We start from the raw sequence: 16,028 nt of genomic DNA on the forward strand, positions 1-16,028 counted from the left end.
ATACTCGATTTTCGCTGGTCACTACGCGACTTTTGCGCGAGGTACTCGCTTTTGCGGACCCGACTACTTGGCTGGGCCGCGCTCCTTCGAAAATGGACCGTCCACGCCTCAGCTGGGGGACGTTGCGGAGTTGGCCGCGAGGGACTTCAGTGTCGACACCAGCAGGCGCCGCTCCACCGTCTTGATTCGCTCGTGCAGGGTCTCCTCGGTGTCGTCGTCTGCCACGGTCACGGCCTCCTGGGCGATGATCGGGCCGGTGTCCACGCCCGCGTCGGCCCAGTGCACCGTGCAGCCCGTGACCTTCACGCCGTACGCCAGGGCATCGCGGACACCGTGCGCGCCGGGGAAAGCCGGCAGTAGGGCCGGGTGGGTGTTGAGGTATTTGCCGCCGAAGGCGTCGATGAAGTCGGCACTGACAATCCGCATGAACCCGGAGGACACGACGACGTCCGGCTGGTAGGCAGCCACGGCTTCGGTCAGTGCGGCGTTCCAGGCGGCCCGGTCCGGGTAGGCCTTGAAATCCACCACGAAGGTCGGGATTCCGGCGGCCGCGGAGCGCTCCACCCCGTAGGTTCCGGGCCGGTCCGCGCCGACGGCGGCGAGTTCCACGTCCAGCTCCCCGGCCGTGACGGCGTCGATGACTGCCTGGAGGTTGGAGCCGGTGCCTGAGACGAGGACAACTATGCGCATTGACTTAGCTTATGGGGCCATTCGCGTACGCTGGAAAACATGAATTCCCCCCAGGACCCCGGCGGAGCCGAGCGGGGACAGAATCCCCGGAGCGAAGCGGCCAAGGCCTCGCTGCTCCGCACGCACAACCTGTTCCGGATGTTCATCGTCACGGTGCTCGGGGCGTTCTTCGTCTTCCAGCTGGACGTCAACTACCTCTGGCTCACTGCGATTCTCACCGCGGCTGCCTTGGTGCTCGGCATCACGCTGATCGTGCGTGCAACGAAGCTGAAGGAGTCCCGCCTGGTGCTGTTCGGCACCATCTCCGGCTTGGTGGTGTCCGCAGTCATGGTCCTGATGGTGCTGGCCTCCGCGGTGTTCTTCAACCAGATCCGTGACTACCAGCAGTGCGCCCGCCACGCCCTGACCCAGCAGGCCGCGTCGGCGTGCCGGACGCAGCTGGAGAAGTCGCTGCCCACGCAGCTGCGCTAGGCCGACGGCCCAAGGGCCGGAAACGCCCGCTCAGTCGGCTGCGGCGGCCGGTTCCAGCTCCGCTTCGCTCAGCCTCTGCCGGCGTTCCAGCCACGGACCGGCGGCATAGCCAATCACGACGCCGACGCCGGTCTCCGCTGCCACGAACAGCGCCATGGCGAGGGGGTCCGGGCCGATGTCCGTGAGCCGGCCGATGCCTGCGGATCCGCGTGCCAGCCAGGCCAGTCCCGCGGCAAGGAGCCCCGCCACGGCCCCCACCAGGGCGCCCAGGACGAGCGTGGAAACCGCGGCGGTAAACCAGCGCGCCTTCACTTTGATGGAGAGCCACTCGTCGAAATGGTTTTCGCCCTCGCGCAGGAACCACCAACCGGCCAGGAGCCCGGCGAGGGCAGGCACTACGAGGGCCACGAAGCCGTAGTCCAACGCACCCGCGGGCAGGGCGGCGAACACCGGGATGGAGGGCAGGGGTCCGACGGCGGTCGCCAACGGCCCGGCCTGCGATCCGACGCCGAGGGCGAACCCCGAACCTGAAGTCCAGGCCAGCGCGAACACGGCCAGGTTGGGCAGGTAGCCCAGCTGCGCGATGGTGAGTGCTGCACCGCCTACCGGGCCGGCGTCGAGCGCCTCATAGACGGCGATGATGAGGTTCCAGTGGATGATCAGGTCCACGGCGAGCAGGGCGGCGGCCATCGTCAGGCTGGCCATCACGGCCACGAAACCGGCCTTGACGGCAGAGCCCAGGTAGGAGCCGGCCCAGCGCGAATGCTGGCTGGTGCGCGAGAGCCAGGCCACGGCGTCGACGCCGATCAGCCGGCTCCAGGAGCCGGCTTCCCGTCGGGCCCCGATCACCATGCCGAGGGCGAAGGGGATCAGCGGGACGATGGACGCGGACCAGAGGCTGACACCGACTTCGGAGGTGCGGCAGACGAAGCCGGTGGCGAACCCGAAGGCGCCGTACATCAGCCAGGAACCGAGCAGCGCCTGCCAGAGCTGGTCCGTGTAGGCCGCCCGGGCGAGCCGCCGGCCGGCGCGCCAGGCGAGCAGGAACGGGATGAGCGTGAGTCCCAGCGGGATGAGGGACAAGGTGCCGGATTCGGGCAGGCCGGCGGCGCCGGAGCCGACGGTCTCCAGCAGCAGGGGCACCCCGTGGATCAGCAGCCAGGCCTGGCCGGCCAGCCGGGCGAGGAATTCAAAGCCGCCTTCGCTGAATCCTGCGGTGGCCCAGACCGCAATGATGGGGGCGATCACGACCAGTGCGGAAATCACGGCGGCCTGTGCGGACTCCAGCGCCCCCTGCAGCCATAGAGGCATCGGGAGGCCACGGTTTCCGGTCTGATCAGCGCGCAGTTTCATCGTCTTCCATGGTGCCATGTGCGGGGCCCTCCCCCGGGTTCCGACAGGCTCTTGTCCCCGGATTTCAGGCGCTGTGAATGGGCAGGCCACCAGCGCCGTCCGTGGCTTCGCGGGCCACCGCGCCTGGCCCTGCGGCGGCGCTTTTTCCGCTACTCCGCCGTAAAATTTTAAGTGTCCGCAATCAGTGGTTGGAGGCAAAAATGACTACCGCATCCCCACATGCACACGGCGTACATTTCGGACGGACTGATGTCCAAAACGTCGGCATGGGTGTGGGTATTGTCCTACTTGTCGTGGGCGTCCTGGGGTTCATCCCCGGCATCACCACGCAGTACAGCGAACTGAGGTTCTTCGGACCTGATTCCAGGGCCATGTTCCTCGGCCTGTTTCAGGTGTCCATGCTGCTGAACGTCGTTCAGCTGGCCATCGGCGCCGCCGGCCTGACCATGTCCCGCAACGGCATGGGAGCCCGGAACTTCCTGATGGGCTTCGGCCTGCTGTACATCATCTTCGGCGTTTACGGGCTGATCGTCGGCGTGGGGTCGGCGGCCAATTTCCTGGCGTTCAACACCATGGACAACTGGACACACATGGTGCTGGGCGTGGCAATGATTGGCGCCGGCTGGCTGCTTTCGAGGCACCTGGCCGATGACGCACAAACCCGGTAGTCGAACGCCGGGAAAAGGGAGCCGCGAATGAGGACCGATTCTCAGTAATCCAACAAATTCGTACTACCTGCTGGTGCGGGCGCCTGACGTTTCTGGGGAGTCCGCACCAGCTTCCTTTTGCCCAAGCCGTTCCGCAAAATGCTGGACTTATCCGAGGGCGGCACCCCAGACTGGCCTGACCCACCGACTTGAAAGGGTTTCCATGCCGGACTTCTCAGCGTTCATCCCGTTCCTCGCGGTCCTCGCCGGGGCACTCGTCGTCGTCGCCGTCATCTGGATCGCGGTGAAGCTGATGTGGAAGGTGGCCGAACCAAACGAAGCGCTGATCATCTCGGGCCTGACCCGTGGAACCCTCGAGACGAGGGACGGCATGGACTTCAAGATCGTTACCGGCAAGGGGGCGCTGGTGTTCCCCGGGCTGCAGACCGTGCGGACACTGTCCCTGACCCTCAACGAGACGGAACTCAAGGTCTCCTGCGTGACCTCCCAGGGCATCCAGGTGATCGTCGAAGGCGTGGTCATCTACAAGATCGGCGACGCACCGCCGTTCATCGCGAACGCCGCGCGCCGGTTCCTCGGCCAGCAGCCCAAGATGCAGAGCCAGGTCTACAACGTCTTCGAAGGACACCTGCGCTCCATCATCGGCAGCATGACCGTGGAGGAGATCATCCGCGAGCGCGACAAGCTGGGCTCGCAGGTCCGCAGCGCGAGCGGTGTGGAGATGGAAAAGCTCGGCCTGGTGGTGGATTCGCTCCAGATCAAGGACCTGCAGGACCCCACCGGCTACATTCAAAACATCGCCAAGCCGCACATCGCCCAGGTGAAAATGGAAGCCCGCATCGCCGAGGCCACCCGCAACCGGGAGGCTGCGGAGCGCGAGGCGGAGGCGGCCGCGCAGATCGCCGACGCGCAGAGCCTGTCCGCGATCAAACAGTCGGAGGCCCAGGCCAACGCCGAGCGGGCCAGGGCCAATGCCGCCCAGGCCGGCCCGCTGGCCGAGGCCACGGCGCGGCAGCAAGTGGTGGTGCAGGAAACGGAAGTCGCCAAGCTGGAAGCGGACCGCGAGGAACAAAAGCTCCAGACCACCATCCGCAAGCCCGCGGACGCGAAGGCCTACGCCAAGCGCACCGAGGCGGAAGGGCAGAAATCCGCGGACATCAGCGCGGCCGAGGCGCTGGCCCGCCGCACCGAACTCGAAGCGCAGGCCAACGCCCGGCGCACCGAGCTGCAGGCGCAGGCCAACGCGACGGCAGCCGCAGCCGCCGCCGGGGCCACCCGCGTCACCGGTGAAGCGGAAGCCGCCGCCACGAAGGCCCGCGGTGACGCCGCGGCGTCGTCCATCAAGGCCAAAGCCCTCGCCGAAGCCGACGGCATCAAGGCCCGCGGCGAGGCCCTGGGCACGAACCAGGACGCCGTCATCTCGCAACAACTGGCCGAGAACATGCCCGCGATCGTCGCGGCGGCCGCTGAGCCGTTCGCGCACGTGGGGCAGATGACCGTCCTCAACGGCGGGGAGGGCATCAACCGGATGGTCGGTGGCATCCTGGCCCAGGTCGGCGACTACCTCCCCGCGCTGCGGACCGCATTGAAAGACGGCCGGCAGGACGGCCGGCAGGCAGCCAAGCAGCCGCCGAAAGCTCCGGATGCATAAGGATGTCGACCGTAGCCTGACTGGCCGGATCGGGCGGGTCACCGGGCGGGTGGGCCCGGGCACGATCGGGGAGGTCATGCTGCCGTTCCGGGGCGGGACGAGCGCCTTCCACGCCCACCCGTTCGACAAGGAAAGCGTCTTCGCCGTGGGCGATGAGGTGCTGGTGATCTACTTCGAGCCGCCGCAGACGGTTTACGTCGATGAACTCCCGGACGTGCTGCGGCACGGATAGCGCGGCTGGCGCCGCCGGCTCCTGTGGGTCCTCCGGACGCCCGTGAGGTCCGGGCCAATCGATCACCTCGGCCGTTTGCCAGAGACGGCCGCTTAAAGGCGGGCTTAGCGGCCATCTGCGGCAAATGGAGCTCACCGCGGTGAAGAAGCAGGGCAGCGTGGCCCTCGAAGCCGGCCGGCACGATCGGTGGCCGGGAAACTCCGGTCCGTTTGCCAGAGACGGCCGTTTTGACGTGGGCTTAGCGGCCATCTCCGGCAATTGGAGCTCACCCGGCTGCGGGAATCAGAGGCGGCCTTGGTGGGGCGGGACCCGTCCACGCCTGTTAACCCACTCTTCCCCCGCAGGCCACACCGGTAACCCCGCGGCGTCAGCCGCCGCCGCCACGGTGGAGGCGTGAGGATTGCACTGGTCGCCGAATCGTTCCTGCCGCAGATAAACGGGGTTACGCACTCCATCCTGAGGGTGCTGGAGCACCTGCAGGAGCGCGGCGATGAGGTGCTGGTGATCGCGCCGTCCACGCAGGACACCGACGTCCCCCGCGAAGTACACGGCGCGCGCGTCCACCGGCTCCCGTCCATGCCGCTGGCCGGCTACACGAACGTACGGGTGGCGTTGGGCGGTGTGGCCCGGGTCAAGCGAATCCTTGCCGGCTACGCCCCCGACGTCGTCCACCTCGCCTCACCGTTCGTGCTCGGCTGGCGGGCGGCGCAGGCCGCGCATCAACTGGGCATCCCCAGCGTCGCCATCTATCAGACCGAGGTCCCCGGCTACGCGGCCCGCTACGGCGTCCCGTTCCTGGAAAACTGGGCCTGGAACCGGGTGGAACAGATCCACCTGCTCGCCACGCGCACCCTGGTCCCGTCCAGCTTCGCCCTGAACCAGTTCCTCGGCCGCGGCATTCCGCGGGTGGAAATGTGGCGCCGCGGCGTGGACACCCAGCGGTTCAGCCCGGAGAAGCGCGACGACGCGTGGCGGGCCAAGGTGGCCCCGGGCGGCGAGCGCATCATCGGCTACGTCGGCCGCCTCGCGGTCGAGAAACAGGTTGAGGATCTCGCCGTACTCGCGGACCTCCCCGGCACCCGGCTGGTGATCGTCGGCAACGGCCCGCAGCGCGAGGCCCTGGCAGCTGCACTCCCCCGGGCGGTGTTCACGGGGTTCCTCGGCGGCGAGGACCTGGCCCGTGCCGTCGCCTCGTTCGACCTGTTCGTCCACCCCGGCGAGTTTGAGACCTTCTGCCAGACCATACAGGAGGCCATGGCGTCCGGCGTCCCGGTGGTCGCCACCGGCCGCGGCGGCCCGCTGGACCTGGTGGAGAATTCGCGGACCGGCTGGCTCTACGAACCGGGCGACCTCGCCGCGCTGCGGTCCCGGGTGGCCGACCTGACGGGCGACGACGCCAAACGCCGCGCCTTCGCCACCGCGGCCCACTCCTCGGTGCAGGGCCGGACCTGGCATGCGCTGGGCGAGGAACTGGTGCAGCACTACCAAGCGGTCCTGACCGGTTCACCCGGCCCCCGTTCGAGCGCCCCCAGGCCAACCGGCCCCCGTTCTACCACCAGAGGAGCAACCCTGTGAAGATTTCCGTGATCGGCTGCGGCTACCTCGGCGCCGTGCACGCCGCCACCCTGGCCTCGATGGGACACACCGTCGTGGGGATCGACGTCGACGCCGCCAAGGTGGCCCAGCTGGACCGGGGCGCCGCCCCCTTTTTCGAACCGGGGCTGGACGAGCTCCTCCGCGACGGCCGCGCCAACGGCCGGCTCGTCTTCTCCACCCGCTTCGCCGACGCCGCCGGCGCGGAGCTGCATTTCCTCTGCGTCGGCACACCCCAGTCCAAGACGTCCGACGGTGCCGACCTCAGCTACCTGGTCTCCGCCGTCGAAGCCCTGATCCCCTTCCTGGCGGAGGGTGCCGCCGTCGTGGGCAAGTCCACTGTCCCGGTGGGAACGGTGGACATGCTCCGCGGTGTGCTGGCCGGGCGCCCGGATGTACTCCTCGGCTGGAACCCCGAGTTCCTGCGCCAGGGCACGGCGGTCAAGGATTCCCTTGTGCCGGACCGGCTGGTGTACGGCGTCCCCGGCGGCGCGGGCACCGCCACGCGAGCGAACGGTGCCGCAGGCCCGGCCAGCGCCGGCGCGGCCGTCACTGCCGCCCTGGATGCGGTGTACGGGCCGCTGCTGCGCGCCGGAATCCCCCGGCTCGTCTGCAACTTCGCGACGGCGGAGCTGATCAAGTCGGCGTCGAACGCCTACCTGGCCACCAAACTGAGCTTCATCAACGCGATGGCCCAGCTCTGCGAGGCTTCCGGTGCGGACGTGACGGAGCTGGGCGAGGCGATGGGACTGGACCCGCGGATCGGTGGCCGCTACCTGCACGCAGGGCTCGGCTTTGGCGGCGGCTGCCTGCCCAAGGACATCCGCTCGCTCCGGGTGCAGGCTGCGGCGCTCGGCGTGGACTCGGTGGACGCCTGGATGGCCACCGTGGACGGCATCAACCGCGGCCAGCGCTCCCACACCGTGGAGGCGGCCCGGGAACTCTGCGGCGGCCAGCTGGGCGGCCGGCGCATGACGGTGCTGGGGGCTGCCTTCAAACCGGACACCGACGACATCCGCGACTCCCCGGCCCTGGATGTGGCCCAACAACTGGCCGACGCCGGGGCGCACGTCACCGTTACCGATCCGGCTGCGATCAACAACGCTTGGCTGCGCTACCCGCAGCTGCGCTTCGAGGCTTCTCTCGAACAAGCCCTCGACGGCGCGGAATTGGTGCTCCTGCTCACCGAATGGGAGGCCTACCGCACACTGTCGCCGGAGCGGGCCGGGAAACTGGTCCGACGCCGGGCGGTGCTGGACGCCCGGAACGCGCTCGACGCCGCTGCTTGGACCGAGGCCGGCTGGACTGTGCGGGGATTGGGGCGCGGGCTGGGCCAGGCCAATGCCGGGATCCCTGCGGACGCCGTCGCGCGCGGCGGCTTCGCCACCGCCGACTGACCGCCTGCCGCTGGCGCACCGGCAGCCCACCCAGCGCCGGCGAACCGCCGAAAACCCGCAGGAAACCCGCAGGACACGGCGCCGTGGCGTCCGGCCAGCGCATCGCCCCCTATGATTTCTGAGGGGAGGATTCAAAATGCACCATGGCAGGTCTCAAATGTGTCCGGTTACGGCCGCGTGAGCACTTCCGCGCGCACCGAGGAGGACGCCAGGCTCCGCGAAACCATGTCCCTGCTCTCAGCCACGCTGGAATCCACCGCGGACGGCATCCTCGTGGTCAGTGCCGAGGGCCGGATCTCCTCCGTCAACAACCAGTTCCTCTCGATGTGGGGCATCCCCCGCGAACTCGTGGACATCGGCGACGACGAATCCGTGATGGGCTCCGTCCTCGGCCAACTGGCGGACCCCGAACAGTTCCTCGCAAAAGTCACGGCCCTCTACGCCGACCCGGATGCCGAGAGCCACGACGTGCTGCACTTCCGCGACGGACGCACCTTTGAACGGTATTCCCGCCCGCAAAAAGTTGAAGACCGGGTGGTGGGACGGGTCTGGAGCTTCCGCGACGTCACCGCGGCCCGGCGCGCGCAGGACCAGATCAACCAGGCCATGGCGGACCTCGCCCAGCAGGCCAGCCAGCTGAAGACCCTCGCCTTCCAGGATCCGCTGACCGGGCTCTCCAACCGCCAGCTGTTCAACGACCGTCTGGCGCACGCCCTCGCGGGCCCCTGCGGAACCGCCGTCGACGTCCTGCTCCTGGACCTGGACGACTTCAAGGAAGTCAACGACATCCACGGCCACCACGCCGGCGACCAGATGCTGATCGAGGTGGGCCGCCGGTTGCGGGCCTGCGTCCGGCCCAGCGACGTTGTAGCACGCCTGGGCGGCGACGAATTCGTGGTCCTGCTGGTCGGATCGCTCGATGCCGACGCGGCCGCGGCGAAGATCGTCGAATCGCTCAAGCTGCCGGTCTGGATTGACGGGACCATGCTGCGGCCCAGCCTCAGCCTGGGACTGGCGTCCATCAGCGAGGACGCCATCGACGCCTCCGAGCTGCTCCGCCGCGCCGACATCGCCATGTACGCGGCCAAGTCGGCCGGCAAGAACCGCTACCTGCGCTTCCGCCCGGAAATGATGACCGCACTGCTAGAGCGCACCGACCTCGAGGCCGGGCTGCGCAGCGCCGTCGACAACGGGGAGATTGCGGTGCACTACCAGCCGATCGTCTCCTCCCGGCTGGGCACCGTGGTCAAGGTCGAGGCGCTGGCCCGTTGGGAACGCGACGGCATCCTGGTCCCGCCGCATCAGTTCATCCCCACCGCCGAGCGCAGCGGCCTGATCGTCGAAATCGGCACCGAGGTCCTGCTGCGCGGCTGCACCGAGCTGGGACCTTGGCTTTCCGCGGACCCCACCCGATCCCTGGCCGTCAACGTCTCCGGCGTGCAGCTTCAACAGGGCAACTTCCCCGAACTGCTGTTCGCGACCGCCGGCTCCTGCGGCGTGGATCCGCACCAGCTCGTCGTGGAGGTCACCGAGAGTGTCTTCTTCGACGACGACTGCCAGGTCCAGCGCCAGCTCGTGCAGCTCCGCAGCGCCGGGGTGCGGGTGGCACTGGATGACTTCGGGACCGGCTACTCCTCGCTGGGCCGGCTGCAGGATCTTCCGGTGGACACGCTGAAGATCGACCAGTCCTTCGTCGCCATGATCCACGGCGACACCGGCCACCTTCCGATCCTGAACTGCATGATCGACATGGCCCACGGCCTGGGCCTGACCGTCACCGCCGAAGGTGTCGAGACCCGGGAGCAGGCCGAATACCTCATTCGGCGCGGCTGCGATTCGCTCCAGGGCTTCCTGTTTTCCCGGCCCCAACCGGCGTCCAGCCTGGCGGCAGCGCTCTCGGCATCGGCCCGGACCATCACGGAGTTGCGCCACGACACTGCCGCCCAAACACAGTAAGTGCTGTGATTTGGGTCTCATGGCCCTATGATGCTTGAAGTTTAAGGACCACCGCCCTGCGGTGGCTTGGAATTACCGAACGCCCGGGGGCTGGCATCGACGTGGAACAAGGATTGGCGGAAACCCTGCTCACGCAGGGTCCTGACGCGTTGCTGCTGGTGACCATGGAGGGGAACATCTCCTTTCTCAATCCGGCGGCCGAACGCCTGTTTGGCTACGCCAAGGAACAGCTGATCGGCGTCTCGCACAACCGCCTGCTGGTGGAGGACGATCGCGGCGGGTTCCTGCGGGTCCTCAGCCGCCTGGGCCGGGCCGGAACCTTCGGAACCAAGCCCTTCCCCGCCGTCGGGCTGCACCGGAACGGCAGCGAAATCCCGGTCGAAATCACCTGCTCGCTCGTCACCACGCTGGCGGACACCGCGATGGCGGTGGCGGTCCGCGACATGACCCACCGCCAGGACGACGACGCCGGCCGCCGCCACGCCGCCTCGCTCCTGGACGCGACGCTGGAGACCACTGCGGACGGCATCCTTGTGGTGTCCAACACCGGCCAGATCACCGGCGTCAACGATCAGTACCTGCGGCTCTGGGGCATGCCGCGCGAAATCCTGGCCGAGGACGACGCCTACGCCCTGGTCAAATTCATCGCGCAGCAGTTGCTGGACCCGGACTCGTTCAAGGCCAAGGTCGCCGAGCTGTACGCCAACCATGAACTGCACAGCCACGACGTCCTCGAGTTCCGGGACGGGCGCACCGTGGAACTCTACTCGCGCCCGCAAAAGGTGGCCGATGAAGTGGTGGGCCGGATCTGGAACTTCCGCGACGTCACCTCCCGCACCATGGCGCAGGACCAGGCCCGGCGCGCCCTCGACGAACTGGCCCAGCAGGCCGACCAGCTGAAAGCCCTCGCCTTCCAGGACCCGCTGACCGGGCTGGCCAACCGGATGCTGTTCAACGAACGCGCCACCGACGCGCTGGAGTCCCCCGGCCCGGTCGCGGTGCTGCTGCTGGACCTGGATGATTTCAAGGACGTCAACGACATCCTGGGCCACCACGCCGGAGACCAGATGCTGGTGGAGATTTCCCGCCGGCTGCAGAACTGCGTGGGCCCGCACGGCACGGTGGCACGCCTGGGCGGGGACGAATTCGTGGTGCTGCTGGTCGGCTGCAACGACTCGGACGCGGTGGCGCAGCGGATCGTCAGTACGCTGAACGCCCCGGTCTCCATCGAAGGCACCCTGATGCGCCCGGGACTGAGCCTGGGCGTGGCGACGCGCGGCGCGGAGGGCATGTCTTCCTCCGAGCTGTTGCGCCAGGCCGACGTGGCCATGTACGCCGCCAAGGAGGCAGGCAAGAACTGCTACGTGCACTTCCAGCCGGAGATGCTCGCCACGCTGCTGGAACGAACGCAACTGACCGCGGGGCTGCGCCGCGCCGTCGAGCTCGGCCAGATCACCGTCTTCTACCAACCGGTGGTCTCCACGAACCGGCGCGAGGTCATCCAGTTCGAGGCACTGGCCCGCTGGGAACGCGACGGGGTGCTGATGGCTCCGGACGCCTTCATCCAGACCGCCGAGCGCAGCGGCCTGATTCGCGACATCGGGGCCGAGGTGCTCCGGCAGAGCTGCACCGAACTGCAATCCTGGCTGGCCGAGGATCCCGGAAGGACCCTGGCCGTCAACGTCTCCGGTGTGCAATTGCAGCACAAGGACTTCGCCGAGCGGGTGCTGGACATCGCGGCCTGGAGCCGGGTCGATCCGCACCAGCTGGTCCTTGAGGTCACCGAGAGCGTGTTCTTCGACGCCGACTCGCACGTCATCCAGCAGCTGATCACCCTCCGCGCCGCGGGCATCCGGGTGGCGCTGGATGACTTCGGCACGGGCTACTCCTCGCTGGGCCGGCTGCAGGAGCTTCCCGTGGACGCGGTGAAGATCGACAAGTCCTTCGTTTCCATGCTGCACACCGGCGAGGAGCGGCTGCCCATTCTGACGTCCATGATCCATATGGCGCACAGCCTGGGCCTGCGGGTGACGGCGGAAGGCATCGAGACGACCGTCCAGGCCCGGTACCTGATGGAACATGAGTGCGACGCCCTGCAGGGATATCTCTTCTCCCGTCCCGTGCCGGAGGCGCGCAGGGAAGCGGCCGTGGTGCAGTCCGCGGAGGCCATCGAGGCCCTGCAGGAGCCCGCTGTCGTGCTCTGATGCAGCCCGTTGTCTGGGCGGCCGGACGACATATTTGTACGCTTTCGGGATTAGTGTCGGGGCGGCATGAGACTGTGCTACCGAACACATATGATTTCAGCAGACACTGGCTGCGGCGAACCCATTTCCGGTTCCCGGCGGAGCGCGGTGCCATTCACAGATCCATCGCTTTTGGGGGCAGTACACACCATGGACGCAGCGTTCGCACAGACAGTGCTTGAGCACAGCCCCGACGCACTCTTGCTGCTTGGCCCGGATGGATCCATCGTTTTCCTGAACACTGCCGCGGAGCAGCTCTTCGGCTATTCCCGGGCACAGGTGCTCGGCGCGGACTACAGCCTGCTGCTGGCCGAATCTTCACGGGAGGGCTTCCACAAGGTCCTCGCCGGGTTGGCAGGTTCCGGAGTGGGTCCCGTCGCGGGGCGGTCGCCTTTCGCGGGAGCAGGCCGCCGCGGCGACGCCACCGAGTTTCCGGTGCAGATTACCTGCGCCGCACTGCCGGTGGGCCCCGGCGCTGCCGGGAGCGTCGCCGTCTCCGTGCGCCCCGGGGTTCCGGCCCGCGCCGTCGCCCAGCAGCCCGCAACATCGCACGACGGCGGCGTGCCCGCGGCAACCGCGGCAGCAGCACCCCGCCGTCGGACGTTCAGCTCACTGGAGGCGGAGCTGGTGCCAGGCACCACCGGAGTGCTCCCCCGGCTCACCCCCGCGGAACAAGACGACCAGCTCAAGGCGGCCGTGCTGCGGGATACGTTGACCGGGCTGCCGAACGGGACCCTGTTCAACGAACGCCTCGCCGCGGCGCTGCGCCGGCCGGACCCCGTGGACGTGCTGCTGATAAACGTGGACGACTTCAAGAGCTACAACGACATGCTGGGCCGCTCCGCTGCGGACGAGCTGCTGGTGGAGGTGGCCAGCCGGCTGCGTAACTGCGTCCGGCCGCACGACACGGTTGCCCGGCTGGGCGGCGACGAATTCGTGGTGCTGCTGACCGAGTGCCTGAACGCCGGGGCCGTGGCTAAGCGCATCTCCGACTCCCTGTACGTCCCGGCGCGGATCGGCGGTTCGCTGGTGCGGCCCGCGGCCAGCATGGGCCTGGCGTCCAAGACGGCCCAGACCCACGACGGCGCGGAACTGCTGCGGCAGGCGGACTCGGCCATGACGGCAGCCAAGGCGGCGGGAAAAAACACCTGGCTGGAGTTCCGGCCGGAGATGCTGAACACGGCCGTGCACAAGGCCCAGGGCGAGACCGGGCTGCGGCAGGCGGTGGAGCTGGGGCAGATCTCGGTCCACTACCAGCCCGTGGTGTCCCCCGGGATCGGCGCCGTTGTGCAGTTCGAGGCGTTCGCCCGCTGGGAGCGGCACGGCAAGCTGGTGCCGCCCAACCAGTTCCTGCCGGTGGCCGAACAAAGCGGCCTGATCCGCGAGATCGGCGACGAGGTCATGCGCCGGGCGTGCGCCGAGATCCGGCCCTGGCTGGCCGGCGACGCGGCCTACAGCGTGGCGGTGAACGTCTCCGGCCTGCAGTTCCAGCACCGTGACTTCGCCACCGACGTGCTGGGGATTGTCGCGTCCACTGGGGTGGACCCGCGCCAGCTCATGCTCGAACTGACCGAGAGCGTGTTCTTCGACGCCGACTCGGACGTGCTCCGGCAGCTCGCGCAGCTCCGCGAGGCGGGGGTACGGATCGCGATGGACGACTTCGGCACCGGTTACTCAACGCTGGGCCGGCTCAAGGAGCTGCCGCTGGACAAGGTCAAGATCGACCGCTCGTTCGTGGCGATGATCAAGACCGGCAAAGAGCACCTGCCGTTCTTCCGGACCATGATCAACGCCGCCCAGAACCTGGGCCTGAAGGTCACGGCGGAGGGCATCGAGACGCCGGCGCAGGCCAAGTACCTGATGGACCTGGGCTGCGACTCGCTCCAGGGCTACCTGTTCGCCAAGCCCGCCCCGGCCAGCGATCTGGCCGGCACCATGGAGAGCGCCCTGATGGCGATCGACAAGGTCGAAGCCGCAGGCTAACCAGCGACGCTCCCTCACATCCGGCAGCGTTCGGTGTGACGCTCCCTCACATCCGGCAGCCCCGGGCGGGACGCTCCCTCAGAACCGGCAGCGTTCGGTGTGACGCTTCCTCACATCCGGCAGCCCCGGGCGGGACGCTCCCTCACATCCGGCCGTCTTCGGTGTGACGCTCCCTCACATCCGGCAGCCTTTCGCGGGACGCTCCCTCAGATCCGGCGATTTGGGCGGGACGCTCCCTCAGATCCGGCAGCCCCGGCCCGGCTCGGCTCGGCTTAGCGCTTCTCGCAGGCGATGCCGTCGTTGTCGCGGTCGAGGTCGTACTCGCCGCGGTGCCGGACCGCGCCGCCGTCGTTGTAGCTGTACAGCGTGTTGTCCACGCGGAAGGTGGTGACCCGCTTGCCGGTGGTCTTGTCCCGCGCGCCCTTGCGCCCGACCCCGTGCGGGTAAACCTTGTTGAGCTCCGTGCAGTTCTTGTACGACTTCGGCGCCGGTGCGGCAGACGCCGGTACGGCCGTGCCGCTCAGGACGACGGCGCTGGCCGCCAGCGAGGCGATAATGAGTTTCTTCAGGCGCACCTTCGAGCACTCCCCCAATAGAAGCCCTCGGCCGCGTGTCGGCGAGGGACAGGGATAGATTATCCCAAGATTCCATTGATCGGCGTGAGGCTCAGCCGCGGGGATCGAGCCGCTCGGAGTCCTTGCCCACCATGGCAGCACTGCGCTCCCACAGCTCCCGGGCCAGCTCCGCGTCATAGGCCTGCTTGTTGGCCTTCGCCAGGGCCCGCTTGGCGTAGTACGCGCCCGGTACCCAGTCCTGCCCGGGGACGGCGCTGGCGAGCCACACGAGGGTATCTGCGCCCTGTTCCGGGGACAGCATGAACCTGTTCAGGAAGCTCCGGTACATGAAGCGGAACGGGCTGGTGGTGTCCGCGGCGAAGTTGGTGGCCACCACGCCGGGGTGGAACGCCGCCGTGGCGATCCCTGCCGCGTGGAAGCGGTTGTGCAGCTCGGCCGTGAACAGGATGTTCTCCAGCTTCGCGTTGCCGTACGCCAAGTTGGCGGAGTACTTGTTGGCGAGCTCCAGGTCATCGATGTCCAGCCGCCCGTAGAGCGAATTGGCGGCGCTGGAGGTGTTGATGACCGTGGCCTGGCTGGCGGTGAGGACGTCCAGCAGCTCGGTGGTGAGCAGGAACGGCGCCAGATGGTTGATCTGGAAGGTCTTCTCGTGGCCGTCGACGGTGAGCTGCCGGGCGCCCATGATGCCGCCGGCGTTGTTCGCAAGGACGTCGATCCGCGGGTACTTTTCCTTCAGCTGCGCGGCGAGCCGGCGCACCTGCTCCAGTTCGGCGAAGTCGCTGACGAAGTAGTCGGCCCCGGTCTCTTTCGCGATCCGCTCGGTCTTCTCCGCCGAGCGCCCGACGACGACGACCCGCTCGCCTCGTGCGGCGAGGGTCCGGGCCGCTGATGCGCCGATCCCGTCGCTGGCGCCGGTGATGATGATGGTTCGTGCAGTCATGGGTCTCCAGGGGTGGTTGGTCCTTCAGGGGTTCGAGCTACTCAAGGGTAATCAACGCTGGAGCGCCGGCTGATGTTCCGTCCCCTTGGGTGGTTTTGGTGGGTTAAATGGCGCAGGCCCCGACACTGTGTGTCGGGGCCTGGCTGTAATGGTTGTCCGGCGGTGACCTACTCTCCCACACCCTCCCGGGTGCAGTACCATCGGCGCTGTGGGTCTTAGCTTCCGGGTTCGGAATGGGACCGGGCGTTTCCCCCACGCTATGACCGCCGTAACCCT

Annotated in this window: 13 protein-coding genes and 1 rRNA gene; 9 read left to right on the top strand and 5 right to left on the bottom strand. The window is 68.1% G+C overall.

The features are described from left to right. Positions 1-108 precede the first annotated feature (108 nt). Positions 109-690: a phosphoribosylglycinamide formyltransferase gene (gene purN, locus AC1DK9_RS10040; RefSeq protein WP_476915818.1), complete on the bottom strand. Its 582-nt coding sequence runs from the start codon at positions 688-690 to the stop codon at positions 109-111. 39 nt (positions 691-729) lie between these two features. On the opposite strand from purN, the gene AC1DK9_RS10045 reads away from it, so the two are divergent. Further along, entirely contained in the window at positions 730-1,161 is a 432-nt protein-coding gene (locus AC1DK9_RS10045; RefSeq protein WP_476915819.1) for a hypothetical protein, read from the top strand. Between the two features lie 30 nt (positions 1,162-1,191). Here the strand turns inward: AC1DK9_RS10045 and AC1DK9_RS10050 are convergent, their stop codons facing one another. Next, positions 1,192-2,514, bottom strand: a complete 1,323-nt coding sequence (locus tag AC1DK9_RS10050) for a cell division protein PerM (RefSeq protein WP_476915820.1) — start codon at positions 2,512-2,514, stop codon at positions 1,192-1,194. Positions 2,515-2,714: 200 nt separating this feature from the next. On the opposite strand from AC1DK9_RS10050, the gene AC1DK9_RS10055 reads away from it, so the two are divergent. From AC1DK9_RS10055 to AC1DK9_RS10090, 8 genes are all read left to right on the top strand, one after another. After that, the gene (locus AC1DK9_RS10055; protein WP_476861884.1) at positions 2,715-3,182 is read left to right on the top strand and encodes a DUF4383 domain-containing protein; all 468 of its coding nucleotides are present in this window, start codon (positions 2,715-2,717) and stop codon (positions 3,180-3,182) included. A gap of 202 nt (positions 3,183-3,384) precedes the next feature. After that, a complete protein-coding gene (locus AC1DK9_RS10060) occupies positions 3,385-4,833 on the top strand; it encodes a flotillin family protein (RefSeq protein ID WP_476915821.1) in 1,449 nt (482 codons plus the stop codon). After that, positions 4,826-5,065, top strand: coding sequence for a hypothetical protein (locus AC1DK9_RS10065; RefSeq protein ID WP_476861886.1), 240 nt, complete (start codon positions 4,826-4,828; stop codon positions 5,063-5,065). The genes AC1DK9_RS10060 and AC1DK9_RS10065 overlap by 8 nt, the downstream gene beginning before the upstream one ends. Before the next feature lie 393 nt (positions 5,066-5,458). After that, complete coding sequence (locus tag AC1DK9_RS10070; RefSeq protein WP_476861887.1) at positions 5,459-6,640, top strand: glycosyltransferase family 4 protein; 1,182 nt, start codon at positions 5,459-5,461, stop codon at positions 6,638-6,640. Continuing rightward, positions 6,637-8,055 (top strand): UDP-glucose dehydrogenase family protein, encoded by a 1,419-nt coding sequence (locus AC1DK9_RS10075; protein ID WP_476915822.1) that lies wholly within the window; start codon positions 6,637-6,639, stop codon positions 8,053-8,055. The genes AC1DK9_RS10070 and AC1DK9_RS10075 overlap by 4 nt, the downstream gene beginning before the upstream one ends. A 225-nt stretch (positions 8,056-8,280) precedes the next feature. Continuing rightward, positions 8,281-10,011 (top strand): putative bifunctional diguanylate cyclase/phosphodiesterase, encoded by a 1,731-nt coding sequence (locus AC1DK9_RS10080; RefSeq protein WP_476915837.1) that lies wholly within the window; start codon positions 8,281-8,283, stop codon positions 10,009-10,011. Positions 10,012-10,112: 101 nt separating this feature from the next. Then, on the top strand, positions 10,113-12,215 hold the full coding sequence (locus AC1DK9_RS10085) for a putative bifunctional diguanylate cyclase/phosphodiesterase (RefSeq protein ID WP_476915823.1): 2,103 nt from the start codon (positions 10,113-10,115) through the stop codon (positions 12,213-12,215). 189 nt (positions 12,216-12,404) lie between these two features. Next, a complete protein-coding gene (locus tag AC1DK9_RS10090; RefSeq protein WP_476915824.1) occupies positions 12,405-14,237 on the top strand; it encodes a putative bifunctional diguanylate cyclase/phosphodiesterase in 1,833 nt (610 codons plus the stop codon). A 272-nt stretch (positions 14,238-14,509) separates the two neighbouring features. On the opposite strand, the gene AC1DK9_RS10095 is transcribed toward AC1DK9_RS10090, so the two are convergent. The 3 genes from AC1DK9_RS10095 to rrf form a co-directional block, all read right to left on the bottom strand. Then, the gene (locus AC1DK9_RS10095) at positions 14,510-14,812 is read right to left on the bottom strand and encodes an excalibur calcium-binding domain-containing protein (protein ID WP_476915825.1); all 303 of its coding nucleotides are present in this window, start codon (positions 14,810-14,812) and stop codon (positions 14,510-14,512) included. A gap of 91 nt (positions 14,813-14,903) precedes the next feature. Beyond that, positions 14,904-15,752 (bottom strand): SDR family NAD(P)-dependent oxidoreductase, encoded by an 849-nt coding sequence (locus AC1DK9_RS10100; RefSeq protein ID WP_476915826.1) that lies wholly within the window; start codon positions 15,750-15,752, stop codon positions 14,904-14,906. A 154-nt stretch (positions 15,753-15,906) separates the two neighbouring features. Next, positions 15,907-16,023 (bottom strand): 5S ribosomal RNA (gene rrf, locus AC1DK9_RS10105). Positions 16,024-16,028 lie beyond the last annotated feature (5 nt).

This window comes from Arthrobacter sp. 01T414, assembly GCF_056398965.1.